Below are 15,484 nucleotides of genomic sequence, written 5' to 3' on the forward strand. Positions count from 1 at the left end.
AGCTCCATCGGAAGACAATACTCCTCTCCATGAAATGACCCATGGTCTTCACGTTGTTCCAGACAATCCTCCTGATCAATCTGGACACGTTATGCCTGAACACATACGGTTGAACGGTTCTTCCTCAGCCTACCCTGCCAATAAGGAAGTTTAAATATTATATTTGCTAAAATCATTCCATTAATGCCTCTAAAAAAGTCACCATATCCGAAATCAAATTGGTTCGATGACCTTCCTTTATTTGTAAAGATTATACTGTTCATTCTTTCCTGTGGGTTCCTGTACTGGCTTAAAACCAGGCAGCAGGAACTCCAAAGAAGAGAAAATATCCGACAACTTATTCCTGATATCATTCTAGCCTTAAAAGATATCGCTAAAAAACAGGATATGGTCCTGTATTTTTCCAATTATGATGCGCTGAGGCTACGGGAAGACCATAAACCATTGTTGCAGGCGATTCCAAAAAATTACAGGAACTGTGGCCTTGATGCCGATGAGCAAGCGTTGATTTCCCGTTTTGTGGATATCCATGAAAATTTGGAAGGGATCAGAAAGGCTTACAACGGGCGGTTCATCCCTCATGAGATTTCTGAATTCAAAGCATTTCTTTGCAGCCTGGAAACCTATCCCCTCTCTTTGGAACAGATGCGGGCGGTGGCCTGTGATGAAGATAATAATCTGGTGATCGCCGGTGCGGGAACTGGAAAAACCACGACAATCAGTGCAAAGATTGCTTATATCCTGGAAAAAAACCTAGCAAGGCCTGAAGAGCTGCTGGTGATTTCGTTCACCAATACCGCGGTAGATGAAATGTTTGACAGGACCTGTAATTTTCTGCGGGATGACGAACTGGCCAGGGGGATTACATTTAAAACCTTTAATGGTTTCGGCAATATGGTGTGTAGGTATTGTAGTCCCTATCCGGTGAAGCTGGCTTTTGATGGCAAGGATTACCGGGCCAAGTCATTTTTACAACACGAGTTCGACAGGCTGTTTTTAACAGATACGGATTTCGCACAGAAGGCCGTTAATTTTATCTCCTTTTTTGTCAGGCCGCCGCGGGATGATTTTGATTTTAAATCGGAAAACGATCTGATCAAACATGAGCGCGCTTTCCGTAATGTGAGCCTGAACGGAACGGAATGCAAAAGTTTGGAAGAGGTGATGATTGCCAATTTCCTCTACCTGCACAGGGTAGACTTTGCATATGAACGGACTTATCCGCTGAAGGCCGAAGATCAAAATCCTGATTTTGGCGCGTATTGCCCTGACTTCTACTTACCGGAATACGGCATCTACCATGAGCACTATGGCATCGATGAACAGGGCAACGTTCCCGCCTATTTTAAGTGCAAGCCCCCTTTTAAAACGGCTACCGAACAGTACCAGAGCGGCATGCGCTGGAAAGAATCGATCCATGAGAAATACGGTACCCGTCTGATCAAAACCTATTCCTTTCAGAACCGAAATGGAACGCTGCTCAAAGCGCTAAAAATCCACCTCGATAATTATGGCGTAGTATTGAACAAACGTGATCCAAAGGAAATTTTAACCAGGATTAAGGCACTGGATGATTATGAGGATTTTATGAACCTGATTTTTACCTTCCTGAACCTGATGAAGTCCAACAATAGCACTATCGGGCAGCTGAGATCGAAAGCTGCCGACCAGCGCTTTGAAGTATTCTTGGGCGTATTTGCTCCTTTAAAAGAAGCCTACCAGGCTGAACTCATACGGACCGGCTGTATCGACTATAACGATATGGTGAACCATGCAAGCGAATATATCTCCAACGGTGAATTCAACAAAAAGTACCGCTATATTTTAGTTGATGAATTTCAGGATATGTCCCTTGGACGTTATGGCCTGATCAAGGCCCTGAAAGCCGCCAATCCCATCGCCAAACTTTATGCCGTCGGAGACGACTGGCAGTCCATCTTCCGTTTTACCGGAAGCGATATCAGCATCATCACCGAATTTTCAAGGCATTTTGGGATAACCGCCGAAAATGCGGTGCTACAAACCTACCGTTTTAACCAGGAGATACTTACTTTAACCAGTGGCTTTATCCAGGTGAACCCTTCCCAGCTCAAAAAAAACCTTTCTTCGCCATTTAAAGCCTCGCGCCCTTCTTTTATACCCAGCCCCGTAACTGCTTATGGCAATAAAGCGCAAAGGGATCTCCAGAAATTTGATGCTTTAAAAGATATCCTGGCAAAGATCAAGAAAGATCACTCGAGCGCCTCAGTCTTTCTGATCGGCCGTTACCATCATAATGCACCTGCGGATTTAAGGGAACTGCAGAAGGCTTTTCCAGCACTCAAAATTTCCTATTTCACTGCCCATGCCTGTAAAGGACTGACCTGTGATGTGGCCATTCTGCTGGACCTGGATAGCGGTATCTACGGCTTCCCATCCCAAATGGCCGATGATCCGATTTTAGGCTATCTGCTCCAGCACGGCGACAGTTTTGAAAATGCCGAGGAAAGGCGGCTGTTTTATGTCGCCCTCACCCGCGCACGCCACCAGGTCTATCTCCAATATAACCCACAAAACATGAGCAAATTCTTAGCTGAACTCATCCAGGATCATGGTATTGGCGACAAACAAACCGCTCAGCAAAAATGCCCAAACTGCGACGGAGTTATGGTAGCCAGAAGTTCAGACAAGGGAAAGTTCTGGGGATGCAGCAATTATCCGCGGTGCAGACAGATCTTACGCGTGGCTGCTATAGCAACATAAACATTGACACAAAGAAGTTCATTAAAAGAATAGAAAATTGGACTGGCTATATAAGGCCCGATGATATCCAACGCTTAATCTTGATGCCATTTAAAAGTTGAGAGATTCCCTTTTTATAAGTCTTTAGCTTTGTTAAGTCACCGGTTATTTTCTCTCTTTGGTTCTCATAAAGTTCTTTATTTGGATAATTCGTTCAGGGCTGTAGCATTGATACACATCACCTGTTGAAGAAATTATCCCGTCAATATCAAAGTCTCCAGGGGATGCAGGAATTTCCTGACAAACGATGGAAGAGTATTTAATTTTGAGTGTAGATTGGCATAATCTTTCCCAGGACTTCCCGTATAAAGGACCAATATCAGTTTGAACATATAAATATTCACAGACAGAAACCTCGCTGCCAGGGATCCATTTTTATCCCATATACAAACCAGTTACTACAATAGCCTCAAAAGACAGAGTGGCCATGCCCTCAATTGTGGCACGGCTACTCAAAAATATTATGCAGTGAGACTGTTTAATATCTCTTCTTCAGAGGCCAAAAGCTGTTTCAGCGCTTCATCAAAAGAAGCTAATGCATTGGCCAGCTCCTGTGAGAGATCTTCTTTCATTTTTACCATGTCAATTTCCACACCATCCTCCCCAACTACTTTTGACGGATCTGCACCATTGGACTTCATCTGTTTTATGCTGTTATCCAATTCAGTCAAGGCAGATGTAAATTCTCTTTGAACCGAATCCCTGCTGGAGGTAAGTGAATTTCTCTGGCAGTCAAATGTAGTGACTACCTCGTCTGCCATTTCTTTTTTCGCCTCCAGGCCAAGGTTATTATATTTCTTTTCCAGCTTCTCTGCCTCATCCCGAAGGGTTTCTGCCTTTGCAGATATTTTTTTAATGGCAATTTTTGGGAGTTTCATAATGATTTCTTTTCTGTCTCTTTTAAATTCCGGGATTTTCGTTACAAATCCTGTCGATGCATATGTAAAAGTCGGAATCTTAGTAATTATCGTATGGGTTTTCTTAACCATTGTTGGGATTTTACCATAGATATTTACTTTTTTCATCTTCGGCCAATGGAATTCCATCTTCCAGCCGATGACTACCCTTTTCATACCCGGCTCATAAATGGTAAAAGACATTTTCTTTTCCTTAACCGTGGTCTGGGGAACGCTGAAGGACATCTTCTTGTTCCTCATTGTTACGCTTACCAGATCGAACGAGAGTTTTTTATCGACCATACTGAAATCAATATCCATGTTCAGACTGGCCAGTACAGAATTTGACCATGGTGCATCTTTATCACTGGTATCAGGCGCCAGTTCCTTATATTTTTGCTCATATTTTGCGACGACCGCATCCAAACTCGCATTCGTGGTGTCGCACTGGCCGAAAGCATCGGCAATACTGAGCATTAGAATGCTACAGCAAAATAAAAAAGTTTTCATTGTTTTGTGGTTTAAGTGTTAATTATATAATATACGTACGCAGACGAGTGGGCTACTCTCGAGTGGGTTTAATAAGCCGTAACCGACCCTGTTAGGGCATAATCAGTAGCACTTCTATCGCTGAGCAAGAGCGGTCATCTGCCAATGCCGGAAAAATGTTTTTAATCAGGGTGACCAAACGCTCACCTGCCAGGCTCATGGCGAGAATAAGCGAAATGAGTAAAATGAGTGGGTCCATAACTTTTTTAAGTCAAATTTGCGAATCTAAGGCAGTTAGGGCAATACCACACTGGTGGTATTCGCCGCGCGGTTTGGGGTATTTAAAAAAAATGTATAAGTTTATGACACCATCTGTTAACAGCTCTCCATCAGTTGACCCATCTTTTTAAAATACCCCTTGTGTGGTATGGTTTTACTGGCAAAGAGTATTGAAATTTGTTTTGATAACCAACCAGTAATAACCCTTAAAATAAAAGCATGTCAGAAAGTTCAACAACTACCTCCCCTGAATTCGTTTCGGTGGAATGCGAAAAAATGAAAGTAAACCTTGCCAATGCAGGGGAATTTATCACCGTAGCCAATGCGGCAATTTCGCTTGAAAAATATCTTGGCGATCCGCAGACCCCGGCCAGAAACGAATCAAGCCATATTTTCGGACACGTCTTTGGCATTAACAGTTTAAAAAAAGTGCTCATGGATATTGATATTTTCAACGCCAGGCAGGGGGAAAAAGACCCAAAAATTGCGGCCATCAAATGCTACTATGGAATCTCAAAAAGGAATGATTGTGATTTCCCGCTTAAACCTGCAGACGGAGAATTCAGGGATCTTATCCTGATGCCTGTACTGGACACCGGTGTGGATTTTCATAAGATATTGGGAATTGATGACGACGAGGTACTTTCAGGTTCAAGGCCCTGTCCCAATCAATGCGGAGAAGACAGTTTTCTGAGTAAATAAAAATGGTCTCATTTAAAGATATCAGTTTTGCCGTTTCCAATATTTCCGACATCTCGGAGATTTTTCCGGCATTGGTATGGATAAAATGGGGAAATCGGAACAAGCCCTTCGCTATGATGGGTTTGTTTTTTTTAGTTTCAGGAATTATCCGGCTCATTGCCCTGGGTACAGCTATAAAGGGCATACACAATATGCCGTTATATCACTTGCTTGCTTTATTGGAGGCTGCCGCAGTCTATATTTTCTTTACTCAGGCAAAAGGAACAAAGCCAAAAACAGCTGTTCTTGTTATTTTATTGTTGGTGTATTCGGGCAATATATTGTTCCAAAACATGTATCTGGACTTTAATTCCAATACCTGGACATTGACTGTATTGATTATCATCTTTTTGGGAATGCGATTCTTTCACAGAATTTACCAGACCGAGGAGAGTAAGGCGCTGCAACGGATGCCCGAGTTCGTTATCACCTGCGGATGGCTGATTTATTCTTCAGGGTCACTTTTTACCTACCTGATGGGAACAGATATCCTTTCGGGAAAGCCGGAAGGTTTCTTTAACAATGCCTGGTTGATTCAGTGTGTAAGCAATATCATCAAAAACGGCATAATCTGTTATGGTTTTATTTTATCAAGTACGGAATGTCCCAGGTAACATATTTCATTTTAGGAACCGGCTCTATGCTGGTAATGGTAGTGCTGATCATCTGGTTTGTATATAGCTACCAGCGCAAACTGTCGCTGAGAAATGCGGAATACCGGATGGTGGAGGCCTTGATGCAACGCAATGAACTGAAATCTGCATATGCCGTGATTGAAGGCCAGGAGGCAGAACGCAAGCGGATAGCCGCCGAACTCCATGATAATATTGGTGGGATTATGTCCACTTTAAAAATATTCAGTGATCTGGTCACACTGGAAACCGACACCAGTGAAGTCCGGCGGTTAAACAAGAAAGTCAATGAGCTGAGTATACAGTTAACAGCAGAAATACGCAAACTTTCACATGAGCTGGATCTTCGGACACTTTCCGGATTTGGCTTAAGGGTAGCCCTAAAACAGTTGTGCGAATCCATTCAGGCAACAGGAAAGCTGCAAGTGGTTTCTGTTATTGAGCTGCAACGGTCCCCGGATGATGTCCTATCCATGAATCTTTACAGAATAATACAGGAACTGTTTACCAATACACTCAAGCATGCTGATGCCAGCCGGGTGAGGATCGAATTATCGGCCATTGATGATGAACTGACCATGATCTATGAGGATAACGGCAAAGGTTTTGACGCTGAGCTTCAGGGCGGAGGTATGGGACTGGATAACATACGCAAACGCACCCAGAGCATGGAAGGACAGCTCACTATCGATTCAAATTCTTTTGGAACAACCGTCATTATTGAAATCAAGTTATGAACAAGATAAATTTATATCTGGCCGATGATCATGCCATGATGGTTGACGGGTTGAAAGAGATATTACGGTCCCAGGACCACATCACCATTTCAGGTACGGCCTCAAATGGTGAGGAAGTGATCGAGCTGATGCATGCCAGGCCGGCAGATGTGGTGATTATGGACATCAACATGCCCCGGATGAACGGTATCCAATGCACGGAATGGATCAAAAAGAACTTTCCAAAAACCAAGGTAATTATTTTAACCATGTTCCCAGAGAAGTCGTATGTCGACCAGTTGATTTCCGCGGGGGCAGATGGCTGCCTGCTGAAGAGCAGGGGCAGTACTGATCTTATCGCTGCTATCAACAGGGTAAGTGAAAACCGGTCATATTTTGATACCATGAGGGATTTCGCCCAATCTGATGAGCACCCGATCTACAATCTTAGTGAAAGAGAACTAGAAATCATCAGGCTGATTGTCAACGGGCAAACTAGTGCGGAAATCGCAAAACACCTTTTCTTATCTGAGCATACCGTTAGAACACACCGGAAAAACATCTTTCGCAAGACCGGAATAAATTCGATAAGTCAGCTCACCTCCTTTGCCATCAATAATGATATTGTACGATGAAACAGCATCAAAAAACTAGATTAGAATCTAAAACTCTGCCCTCTAGTATCCATATCTGGCCCGTTGATCTTCTGGGATCCAGGTATCACTATCTTCAATCCTCTTGGATACGAGCCGCTGCATCTAATCGAGAAAACGGGTTTTGCTCATCGATTTGCGCCGCTTGATATCAGAAAACCGTTTAAAGTATTTACTCAGTTGATCTGTAAAGCCCGACCAAAAAACTCCATTAGTTCGTTCAGGCTCGCCTTGCCTAGCCTAAAAGTTCATATAAGGGCAAAATTTGTTTTTTGACTTAAAATTTACGAGCTAGTATTTGGGCAATTTTCGGACTGCTAAAAAATTATCATTCCCAAGTTGTATTTTTTTAAACCCTGACATCTACCTATCGAAACGACCAATTATTTATAACAATATATTGCACCTTATTATTTGAAACTGCCTGGTGTATTGTAAATAAAAACAATGAATTATATTATAATTTGCGTCTATACCTAAAGACTTTTCCATTTTTCCTCAAATCGTCTCTTTCTAGTAATTCGGTTTCTTGATATATCCTACTTAATGCTTTGGAAATTGACTTTGCATTGAATAGGTTTCTAGATTGTAGATAATGTTTATTTTCATTAAAGTAAACTAATATATCCATGGAGCGAACCCAATTGTTAAATAGACTGCTAGGTATTAACTGACTTTTAAGAATTAACGTTATGCTACTTTCTTTTACTTTATTTATGAAAAACTTCTCGTTACCATCATTATGCAGATAGAATTCAGATATCGTAGGAATAGAGGCTAGATCTCCAAGTATAATGGGATTTTCTAGAAATAATAAATCAGGCTCAACGGAAAAGAATGAGGCAATTTTTTCTGCAGTCTTAAGCGTGATTGAAGCCCGTCCATTTTTGATAACCCTAGCATGGTTTAACGATATTCCAGTTGCATTCGAAAAGCCCAATATAGTAATTCCTGATTGTTCGAGCAGAGAGCTTAAGTTTCTCCCAACATTTTTTCCAATATTATTTTCTAGCTTTTGCATAACCAAGCAAAATGAAAAAAAAAGTAGGCGACATTATTAACGAATTATTTGGTTTATTGCCGTATATGTATTAAATTTGTTTTTATAAAGAGGTAATAATAAGAGTCTTGTGGTTACATATTCTGAGGCCGTGACACAAGACAGCAGATTAATACCCATATCTATGTGTAGATGTATATATTTGTACATCGAAATAGGTGTGGGGCTGCTGTAATTCCATGTCACATAAGGCCTCAGAAACTTTACTGTAATCATGGTTTGCAGTCCCACATTTATTATGATGTTGGGCTACCAAAGACTCGTATCAACCATACGAGCATGAAAAGAAAAAACAACCCGGCAACCCTCCACACACCGTTCCCACCGATCAATGGCACTGCCTTGTTCTTTCCTTTCCACACACCAAAACCCACCCCCTTCTACCCTTTCAACAGGCTTTACGCTCTCAAGCCCAAAAACCCCATCTAGCTTTGGCATAGTTCTGCCCCTCCGTCTGCAACAGGTTCTTTAATAATGTAACTGAGGGGCAGACCTATGCCATGACATTACCACTAAATCAACCGAAACCCTATCACCAACCCAACTAACTAAAAGAAATAAAACATACTGCTAGCAAACCCCACAACCAGGCGGGAAGCCATGACTATCGGTTAATGGTTATTTCAAGCATGGCCCCCGTCCTGGTTTATAAATACCGGCAGCAGTCCCATCAACTAACCATATAACCAAATGAACAAAGCAATAATATTTATTGTCCTGGCCGCGCTTTGCCCAAACTTTAAGTTAAGCGCCCAGACCACCACCCAGATCACCGGACGCGTCGTCACCGAAAGCGATGGCAAAGCCCTGCCCGGCGCCACCATCAGCATCAAAAACTCCAGCACTGCCGTGCAATCTTCATCGGACGGCACATTCACCATCCACACAAAAACCACAGGCGGAACCCTTAGCATCACCTATACAGGCTACCGTACAAAGGAAATCACTTTCAACGGCAGCCAAAAAAAACTGGAAATCAAAATGCAGGAAAGCACAAACTCCTTTGACGACATCCAAGTCATCGGATATGGCAAAACCACCAAAAAACTCAACACCGGATCGGTTTCCTCCATCAGTACCGAACAGATCGAGCAGCAGCCCGTCACCAATGTCCTTTCCGCACTCTCGGGCAGGATGCCCGGCGTATTCATCCAGACCACCAACGGCCTTCCCGGCGGAAATATTTCCGTCCAGATCCGCGGAAAAGGCTCCCTCGCCGCAGGCACCGACCCACTGTACATTATTGACGGCGTACCCTACGACGGCGCTCCTGTAGGAAAGGGAAATACTGACGTACTGAACATTGCGGGCGCCGTCAGCCCCTTAAATAACATCAGCCCCGCGGATATTGAAAGCATCAGCATACTCAAAGACGCAGATGCCACCTCCATCTACGGCAGCCGCGGCGCAAACGGTGTAGTCATCATCACCACCAAAAAAGCAGCCTCCGGCCCCACCAGGTTTGAGCTGAACATCCAGCAGGGAGCAAGCACGGTAAGTGCAAGGCCCAAACTGATCGACCTCCAGGATTACCTTTCCATGCGCAGGGCCGCATTCGCCAACGACGGGCTTATCCCTTCCTCCGATCCGACCTCAGCAAACTATGCACCAGACCTCACCATCTGGAGCCAGACCCAGCAGACCGACTGGGTAGACTACATTTTCGGCCATACCGCTAATTCGACCAACCTCCAGACCAAAATCTCGGGAGGCAAAGGAAACACCACCTTTTCGGTAAGCGGGAATTTCCGAAGTGAAGGCACCGTGCTTCCAGGCAATAACAGTTACCTACGCGGCGGGATGAGCGCACAGATCCAGCACCTTTCAGAAGACCAAAAATTCTCCATCAGGGCCATCAGCCAGCTCAGCAGGCAGAACAGCGATCTGAGCAACATCGTGAGCAACCTGGACAGAAGTTACCTGACCGCCCCGAATTACCCCTTTTATTCTCCCGACGGATCGGTAAACTGGTATGCAGGCAACCTGCTGGCAGAAATCAATGCAAGAAGCAAAAACGCGACCGACAACAGCATCACCAGCCTTGACCTCTCCTACCGGATCCTCCCTTCGCTATCGTTCAGGGTCAACTCCGGCTACACCCGGACCAGTTATGACCAAAAATTTATTTCACCCAGCTCATCCTTGCAACCCGGCATCCTCAACAGCACCAATTTCAGTTTTACCGGAACACAGTCCTTTATCTCCGAACCCCAGTTGGATTATAACCTGCGACTTGGCAAACATAAATTTTCTTTCCTTCTAGGCGGCACCTATCAGATGAAAAGCAGCGAACGCAGGTCCATCATCGCCCGCGGTTACACCCTTGAAAGCCTCATGGAAAACCCCGGATCTGCAGCAACCGTTACCGCAACAGGAACCAGTACCAATTACCGCTACGCCTCCCTGTTCGGCCGGGTCACCTACAATCTGATGGACAGCTATATCATCAACCTTACCCTGCGCCGTGATGGTTCATCACGCTTCGGCCCGGGAAACCGCTTTGGCAATTTCGGCTCCGCCGGGGCCAGCTGGATCTTCAGCAACCTTTCCTGGATGAAAAAAAACATGCCCGTGCTTTCCTTTGGTAAGATCAGGGCAAGTTATGGCAGCAGCGGCAACGACCAGATCCCAGACTATGGTTACCTGTCCACCTACAGCAGCCCGGGTTCCATCGTTTACCAAGGCATACCGGTAATCCGGCCCAGCCGGATCAGCAATGCGGACTTCAAATGGGAAAATACCCGCAAACTGGACCTCGGCGTGGAACTTGCCTTTTTTAAGGATGCCTTGAGCCTCACCGCAGATTATTATCTTTCCAGGAGTTCAGACCAGCTGGTCAGTTATGCCATACCGCAGATCAGTGGCTTCAGCAGCTACCAGGCCAACCTCCCGGCAGTGATCGAAAACAGCGGATGGGAATTCGGCATCAGCTCCAGCAATTTCAAGGGAAAACATTTTACCTGGACGAGTTCCCTTAACCTGACCATCCCCAGAAACATCCTGAAATCCTTTGAAAACTTCGAGAATTCCAGTTACGCTTCCATCTACGAAATCGGCTACGACATCAGCCGCATCCGGGGGTACCGCTCACTGGGGATCGATCCTGCCACGGGCAAAACCCGTTACGCCGGCCAGAACGGCGAGGTTTCTGCAACCCCCTATTTCAACTATACCATCGGCAGGTCTGCACCAGACTTTTATGGCGGCCTTGGCAACAGCATGAGGTGGAACAGTTTTGAATTCAGCCTGCTCCTGCAGTTTGTCAGACAGCAGTCCAAAGGCGGACTGATCCGCAACCCCGGGGGAAGTGGGGCCTTCAATGAATTTGACCTGCCTGTCTGGTCGCAGGCAAACCCTGGAGCTACCGTTCCGCCACCTTCCACCCAATTCGATTTTTATTATGGACAATCCTCTGCCAATATTTTTGATACTTCCTATCTGCGGATCAAAAACGCTGCCCTCGCTTACCACCTTCCGGAAAAACTGGCAAAAAAACTGGGCCTTGGCAACCTGAAAGTATTTGCAGAAGGACAGAACCTCTATACCTTCTGGAAACGCAATTCCGGCGTCATTGATCCTGAATCAGGTGCACTTTCCTCAACAAGCGGAAAAAACATCCCCCCATTGAAAACATTTGTCCTGGGCCTTCAACTTAACCTATAAACATCATGAAAAATCATATCAGAAATTCGGCCACATGGCTGGCCCTAAGCGCAGCGCTAGCCCTGTCCTGCAATAAGCTTATTGAAATCCCCGCCGCCAAAGACCAGATCGAAAACGGGGTGGTATTCTCGGACAGCACCATCACCTCCACAGCACTATTGGGGGCCTATTATACCATGGGTACCGTTCACAGCAGCATGAAGTATGTCAGCCTCTATGCCGATGAATATGCAGTTACATCTGCAACCACTACCAATGCCGAATACGCCAATAGCCAGCTGCTGAGTACCAATACCAATAATGCTTCGCTATGGAGCAGCCTGTATTCGGTCATCTACCAGTGCAACAGCATACTGGAAGGCACCGGTCAATCCTCTCCGATCTCTCCGCTGGCCAAAAAGCAGCTAAGGGGAGAAGCAAAGTTCCTCCGTGCCTTTGCCTATTTTAACCTGGTGGGCTTCTATGACCATATCCCGCTGATCCTGGGAACTGAGGTCACCGCAAACCGGAGCGCAGCACAGGCCAGCTCCGCAGCTGTCTTTTCCCAAATGGTACAGGACCTGAACGAGAGTGAACAGGAATTAAGCCCCGCCTATGCCGGCGCAGGCAGGGTCCGCGCCAATTCTTTCTGTGCCTCCGCACTACTCGCCCGGATCCATCTTTTCCAGCAAAACTGGCAGGCAGCAGCCGAGGCCGCCTCAAGGGTGATCAACAGTGGACTATATAATACCAAAGATGTAAAACCCGAAAACGTCTTTTTAGCAGGGAGCGCAGAAACTATCCTCCAGCTCTGGATGATCAACGGATTTTTGACAGATGCCGCGCAGCTCATCCCGGCCTCCGCTACACTCATACCAGCCTATCCCATAAGGACTGGCTTATACAGTGCCCTGGAAAACACTGACCTGCGAAAAACCAGATGGATAAGCACCAACACCGTCACCAGCGGGGGCCAGACCACAACCTACCCCTACCCGGCCAAATACAAAGCCCGTGCAGCAGGCAGTCCAAACCCGGAATTTGTCATGGCTTTAAGGATGGGGGAACAATACCTGATCCGCGCAGAGGCCCTGGCAAAACTCATGCAGCTGCCAGGCTCGATAGCTGACATCAACCTGATCAGGGCCCGGGCCGGTCTAAGCGCTCTGGGAAGCAGTCTCGACCAGGAAGGGTGCCTAGCTGCCATTGCCGATCAGCGCAGGATCGAGCTATATGGAGAATGGGGACTCCGTTTTCTGGACCTGAAGCGAAACAGTCTGCTCGATGTAACCCTGGGCATTTTGAAACCGAACTGGAAAACGACCGCAAAGGCTTTCCCCATCCCAAACAACGAAATTATTTATAATCGCAACCTCATACAGAACGATGGCTATTAAGAAACTGATCCCCTTTTTCATTTTATTCCTGACTGATCCCTTCAGCGGATCGGGCCAGCAGAAAACAGTTCCCCTGAAGATCGGAGACCGATTGACTGACCTGGAATTTACAGCCCATTCCGGTCGCAGGATAAACATACAGGAGCTTTACACAAGGGGCCCACTGATCATTGATTTCTGGGCAACATGGTGTGTACCCTGCCTAAAGGAGATCAGGTATACTGATTCGCTCAGCCGCAAATTTCCTGGCCGTTTCAGCGTGCTGCTGGTAAGCATGCAGGACAGGGAAAACATAAAAGCGTTTTTGGACCGGCCCGCCAATAAGGACCTGATCCATCTGGCCCCCAATATGCTTAGCGGAGATACTCTTTTCAACCAACTATTCCCGCACCGGTCCATCCCGCACAATATCTGGATCGATACCCAGGGTACCGTACGCGCAGTTACCGGCAGCGAAGATATCACGGAAAAGAACATCCTGGATTTTGCAGCTAACCTACCGATGTTAAAGGTCAGGGGGAAAAAAGAAAATCTGGATTTTAAACGGGGGGAACCATTCCACCTGGGGGACTCGACCTTCACCTACCGGTCGATTGTCTCCCCTTATATCGAAGGCCTGCCGTCAGGGCAGCTCAGCTCCCAAAAGGGTGAGCGGAGGGAATATTTCCAGTATAACCAGAACCTGTTGCAGGCGCTATGGGCAGCCTATAGCGGGTTTAATCCTGGTATCAGGTGGGAAATGGTCGTACTGTCTACCCGGGATTCTTCCCGTTACATGAGCCCGAAACTCCATGACCGGGCATTCCTAAAGAAATACGGCTACGAAGACAGAAAAGCATGGGAAGAAAAAAACCTTTTCTGCTACGCACTCACACTGCCAAAGCCCGTTCCGGATGCTATTTTCTCTTCTTACATTTTCAGCGATATGGAGCGGCAGTTTCGGATCAAAACAACGATCAGCGAACGTAATATCCACTGCGTGGTGGTTACCTCAGGTCAAAAGAGACCTAAAAAAAGTCTGGATAGGCACCGGAAACCAGAAATCACCTTCACCCCGGAACGCAGGTTGATCGTTAAAAATTCCACACTGACCGAACTGCTGGACTTTCTGTTCAGGCGTTTGCCCCCTGAGCGGCTACCGTACCCTTTTAATGACCGGAGCGGCTATCCCGAAGACTTCCGCTTTGACCTTGAGGAGGATTATTCCAAAGAACCCGAGGTACTCAAAAACGGAATGACAGCTGAAATATTTTTCAGGCGGCTCAGCCATTATGGCTTAAACTTCACCGCAGAGATTGTACCTTATCCTGTTCTGGTCATCAGCGACCCTGAATAAAAAATAACCCCGGCCTTTTCCGGCCGGGGTTATTTTTAGGATACAAACTAAACTAGTCCACATACTTGAGTACCTGTTCAGTCTGCCCGGAAACAATCGGTGTACCGATGGCACAGACATTCTGGTCACCTTCACATTGTTCGGCAAAGGGGCCGGTCGAATCGCCAAGCACTGCCGGACCATCAGGCGTAGTTCCATCAGGCAGATATTTCTGCCAGCTATGGGTGTTCGCTTTTTTACCGTTTAAAAATTCGGAAATGTCCGAAGCAAAAGCTCCGGTAACACTGGCCATTAATGCAATGCCCAGGATCGTGGTTTTGATGTTTGTTTTCATCTTGTTTAAAATTTAAGGATTTGAAAATTGGTTATTTATATATACTCCGCGGTGAATATCATTTTGGAAAAGCACGTCCCCATAAAAAAGGCCATAGGGAAACCAGCATAAAAAACAGGTTAAAAAACAGATGCTGTCTCCATCCGAGCTTTGATATCAGCCCACCACAGGTGCATGGGAGCCTGAGTCCGGAAAAGAGCATTAACGAAATATAGACCGTAAATGACAGCAGCAGAAAAAATGACAACCAGTGCGCAGTCTTCCTGAAACGTTCGGTAAATAGTAGGCAGACCAGGCTTAGCTCAACAAGCGGTACTACGAACCCGATCAGCGGAGCAAGGTCCTTAATCAGGGGAACCGGGGCCAGCTCCATCTGCGCTACGAACCGGTGATAGTCTGCAAGCTTTGAAAAACCTGCGTAAGCCCAAAGGACTAACAGCATTACAACTGGGAGTAAGCTGAGCAGTTCAATGCTGCTGAATTTGAATTTGTATCCGCTGTACATAAGCACATGCTTTCCCTTTTATA

Annotated in this window: 13 protein-coding genes; 8 read left to right on the top strand and 5 right to left on the bottom strand. The window is 45.9% G+C overall.

All coding sequences use genetic code 11. The features are described 5' to 3' along the window. The first annotated feature begins 183 nt into the window (after positions 1–183). Positions 184–2,742, top strand: coding sequence for a UvrD-helicase domain-containing protein (locus OC25_RS03780; protein ID WP_039471919.1), 2,559 nt, complete (start codon positions 184–186; stop codon positions 2,740–2,742). 500 nt (positions 2,743–3,242) lie between these two features. Here OC25_RS03780 and OC25_RS03785 read toward each other — a convergent pair whose 3' ends face one another. Then, positions 3,243–4,187 (bottom strand): hypothetical protein, encoded by a 945-nt coding sequence (locus tag OC25_RS03785; RefSeq protein WP_156131391.1) that lies wholly within the window; start codon positions 4,185–4,187, stop codon positions 3,243–3,245. Between the two features lie 91 nt (positions 4,188–4,278). After that, entirely contained in the window at positions 4,279–4,425 is a 147-nt protein-coding gene (locus OC25_RS27815) for a hypothetical protein (protein ID WP_156131392.1), read from the bottom strand. Positions 4,426–4,664: 239 nt separating this feature from the next. On the opposite strand from OC25_RS27815, the gene OC25_RS03790 reads away from it, so the two are divergent. The 4 genes from OC25_RS03790 to OC25_RS03805 are packed head-to-tail and all read left to right on the top strand — an operon-like array spanning position 4,665 to position 7,169. Further along, a complete protein-coding gene (locus OC25_RS03790) occupies positions 4,665–5,147 on the top strand; it encodes a hypothetical protein (protein ID WP_039471922.1) in 483 nt (160 codons plus the stop codon). 2 nt (positions 5,148–5,149) lie between these two features. Next, complete coding sequence (locus tag OC25_RS03795) at positions 5,150–5,800, top strand: hypothetical protein (RefSeq protein ID WP_039471925.1); 651 nt, start codon at positions 5,150–5,152, stop codon at positions 5,798–5,800. After that, a complete protein-coding gene (locus OC25_RS26705; RefSeq protein ID WP_052265938.1) occupies positions 5,788–6,555 on the top strand; it encodes a sensor histidine kinase in 768 nt (255 codons plus the stop codon). The genes OC25_RS03795 and OC25_RS26705 overlap by 13 nt, the downstream gene beginning before the upstream one ends. Then, positions 6,552–7,169 (top strand): response regulator transcription factor, encoded by a 618-nt coding sequence (locus OC25_RS03805; RefSeq protein WP_039471927.1) that lies wholly within the window; start codon positions 6,552–6,554, stop codon positions 7,167–7,169. Before OC25_RS26705 ends, OC25_RS03805 begins: the two co-directional genes overlap by 4 nt. 475 nt (positions 7,170–7,644) lie before the next feature. Here OC25_RS03805 and OC25_RS03810 read toward each other — a convergent pair whose 3' ends face one another. Then, a complete protein-coding gene (locus tag OC25_RS03810; protein ID WP_039471929.1) occupies positions 7,645–8,208 on the bottom strand; it encodes a helix-turn-helix domain-containing protein in 564 nt (187 codons plus the stop codon). A 729-nt stretch (positions 8,209–8,937) separates the two neighbouring features. On the opposite strand from OC25_RS03810, the gene OC25_RS03820 reads away from it, so the two are divergent. The 3 genes from OC25_RS03820 to OC25_RS03830 are packed head-to-tail and all read left to right on the top strand — an operon-like array spanning position 8,938 to position 14,622. Continuing rightward, entirely contained in the window at positions 8,938–11,910 is a 2,973-nt protein-coding gene (locus OC25_RS03820) for a SusC/RagA family TonB-linked outer membrane protein (RefSeq protein ID WP_052265939.1), read from the top strand. A 5-nt stretch (positions 11,911–11,915) separates the two neighbouring features. Continuing rightward, complete coding sequence (locus tag OC25_RS03825) at positions 11,916–13,286, top strand: RagB/SusD family nutrient uptake outer membrane protein (RefSeq protein WP_039471933.1); 1,371 nt, start codon at positions 11,916–11,918, stop codon at positions 13,284–13,286. Then, positions 13,276–14,622 (top strand): TlpA family protein disulfide reductase, encoded by a 1,347-nt coding sequence (locus OC25_RS03830; protein WP_039471936.1) that lies wholly within the window; start codon positions 13,276–13,278, stop codon positions 14,620–14,622. Before OC25_RS03825 ends, OC25_RS03830 begins: the two co-directional genes overlap by 11 nt. A 52-nt stretch (positions 14,623–14,674) precedes the next feature. Here OC25_RS03830 and OC25_RS03835 read toward each other — a convergent pair whose 3' ends face one another. Next, positions 14,675–14,956, bottom strand: coding sequence for a hypothetical protein (locus OC25_RS03835; RefSeq protein ID WP_039471938.1), 282 nt, complete (start codon positions 14,954–14,956; stop codon positions 14,675–14,677). Between the two features lie 58 nt (positions 14,957–15,014). Beyond that, positions 15,015–15,461, bottom strand: coding sequence for a MauE/DoxX family redox-associated membrane protein (locus tag OC25_RS28520; protein WP_425261965.1), 447 nt, complete (start codon positions 15,459–15,461; stop codon positions 15,015–15,017). Positions 15,462–15,484 lie beyond the last annotated feature (23 nt).

This window comes from Pedobacter kyungheensis (assembly GCF_000812965.1).
Classification (GTDB): Bacteria; Bacteroidota; Bacteroidia; order Sphingobacteriales; family Sphingobacteriaceae; genus Pedobacter; species Pedobacter kyungheensis.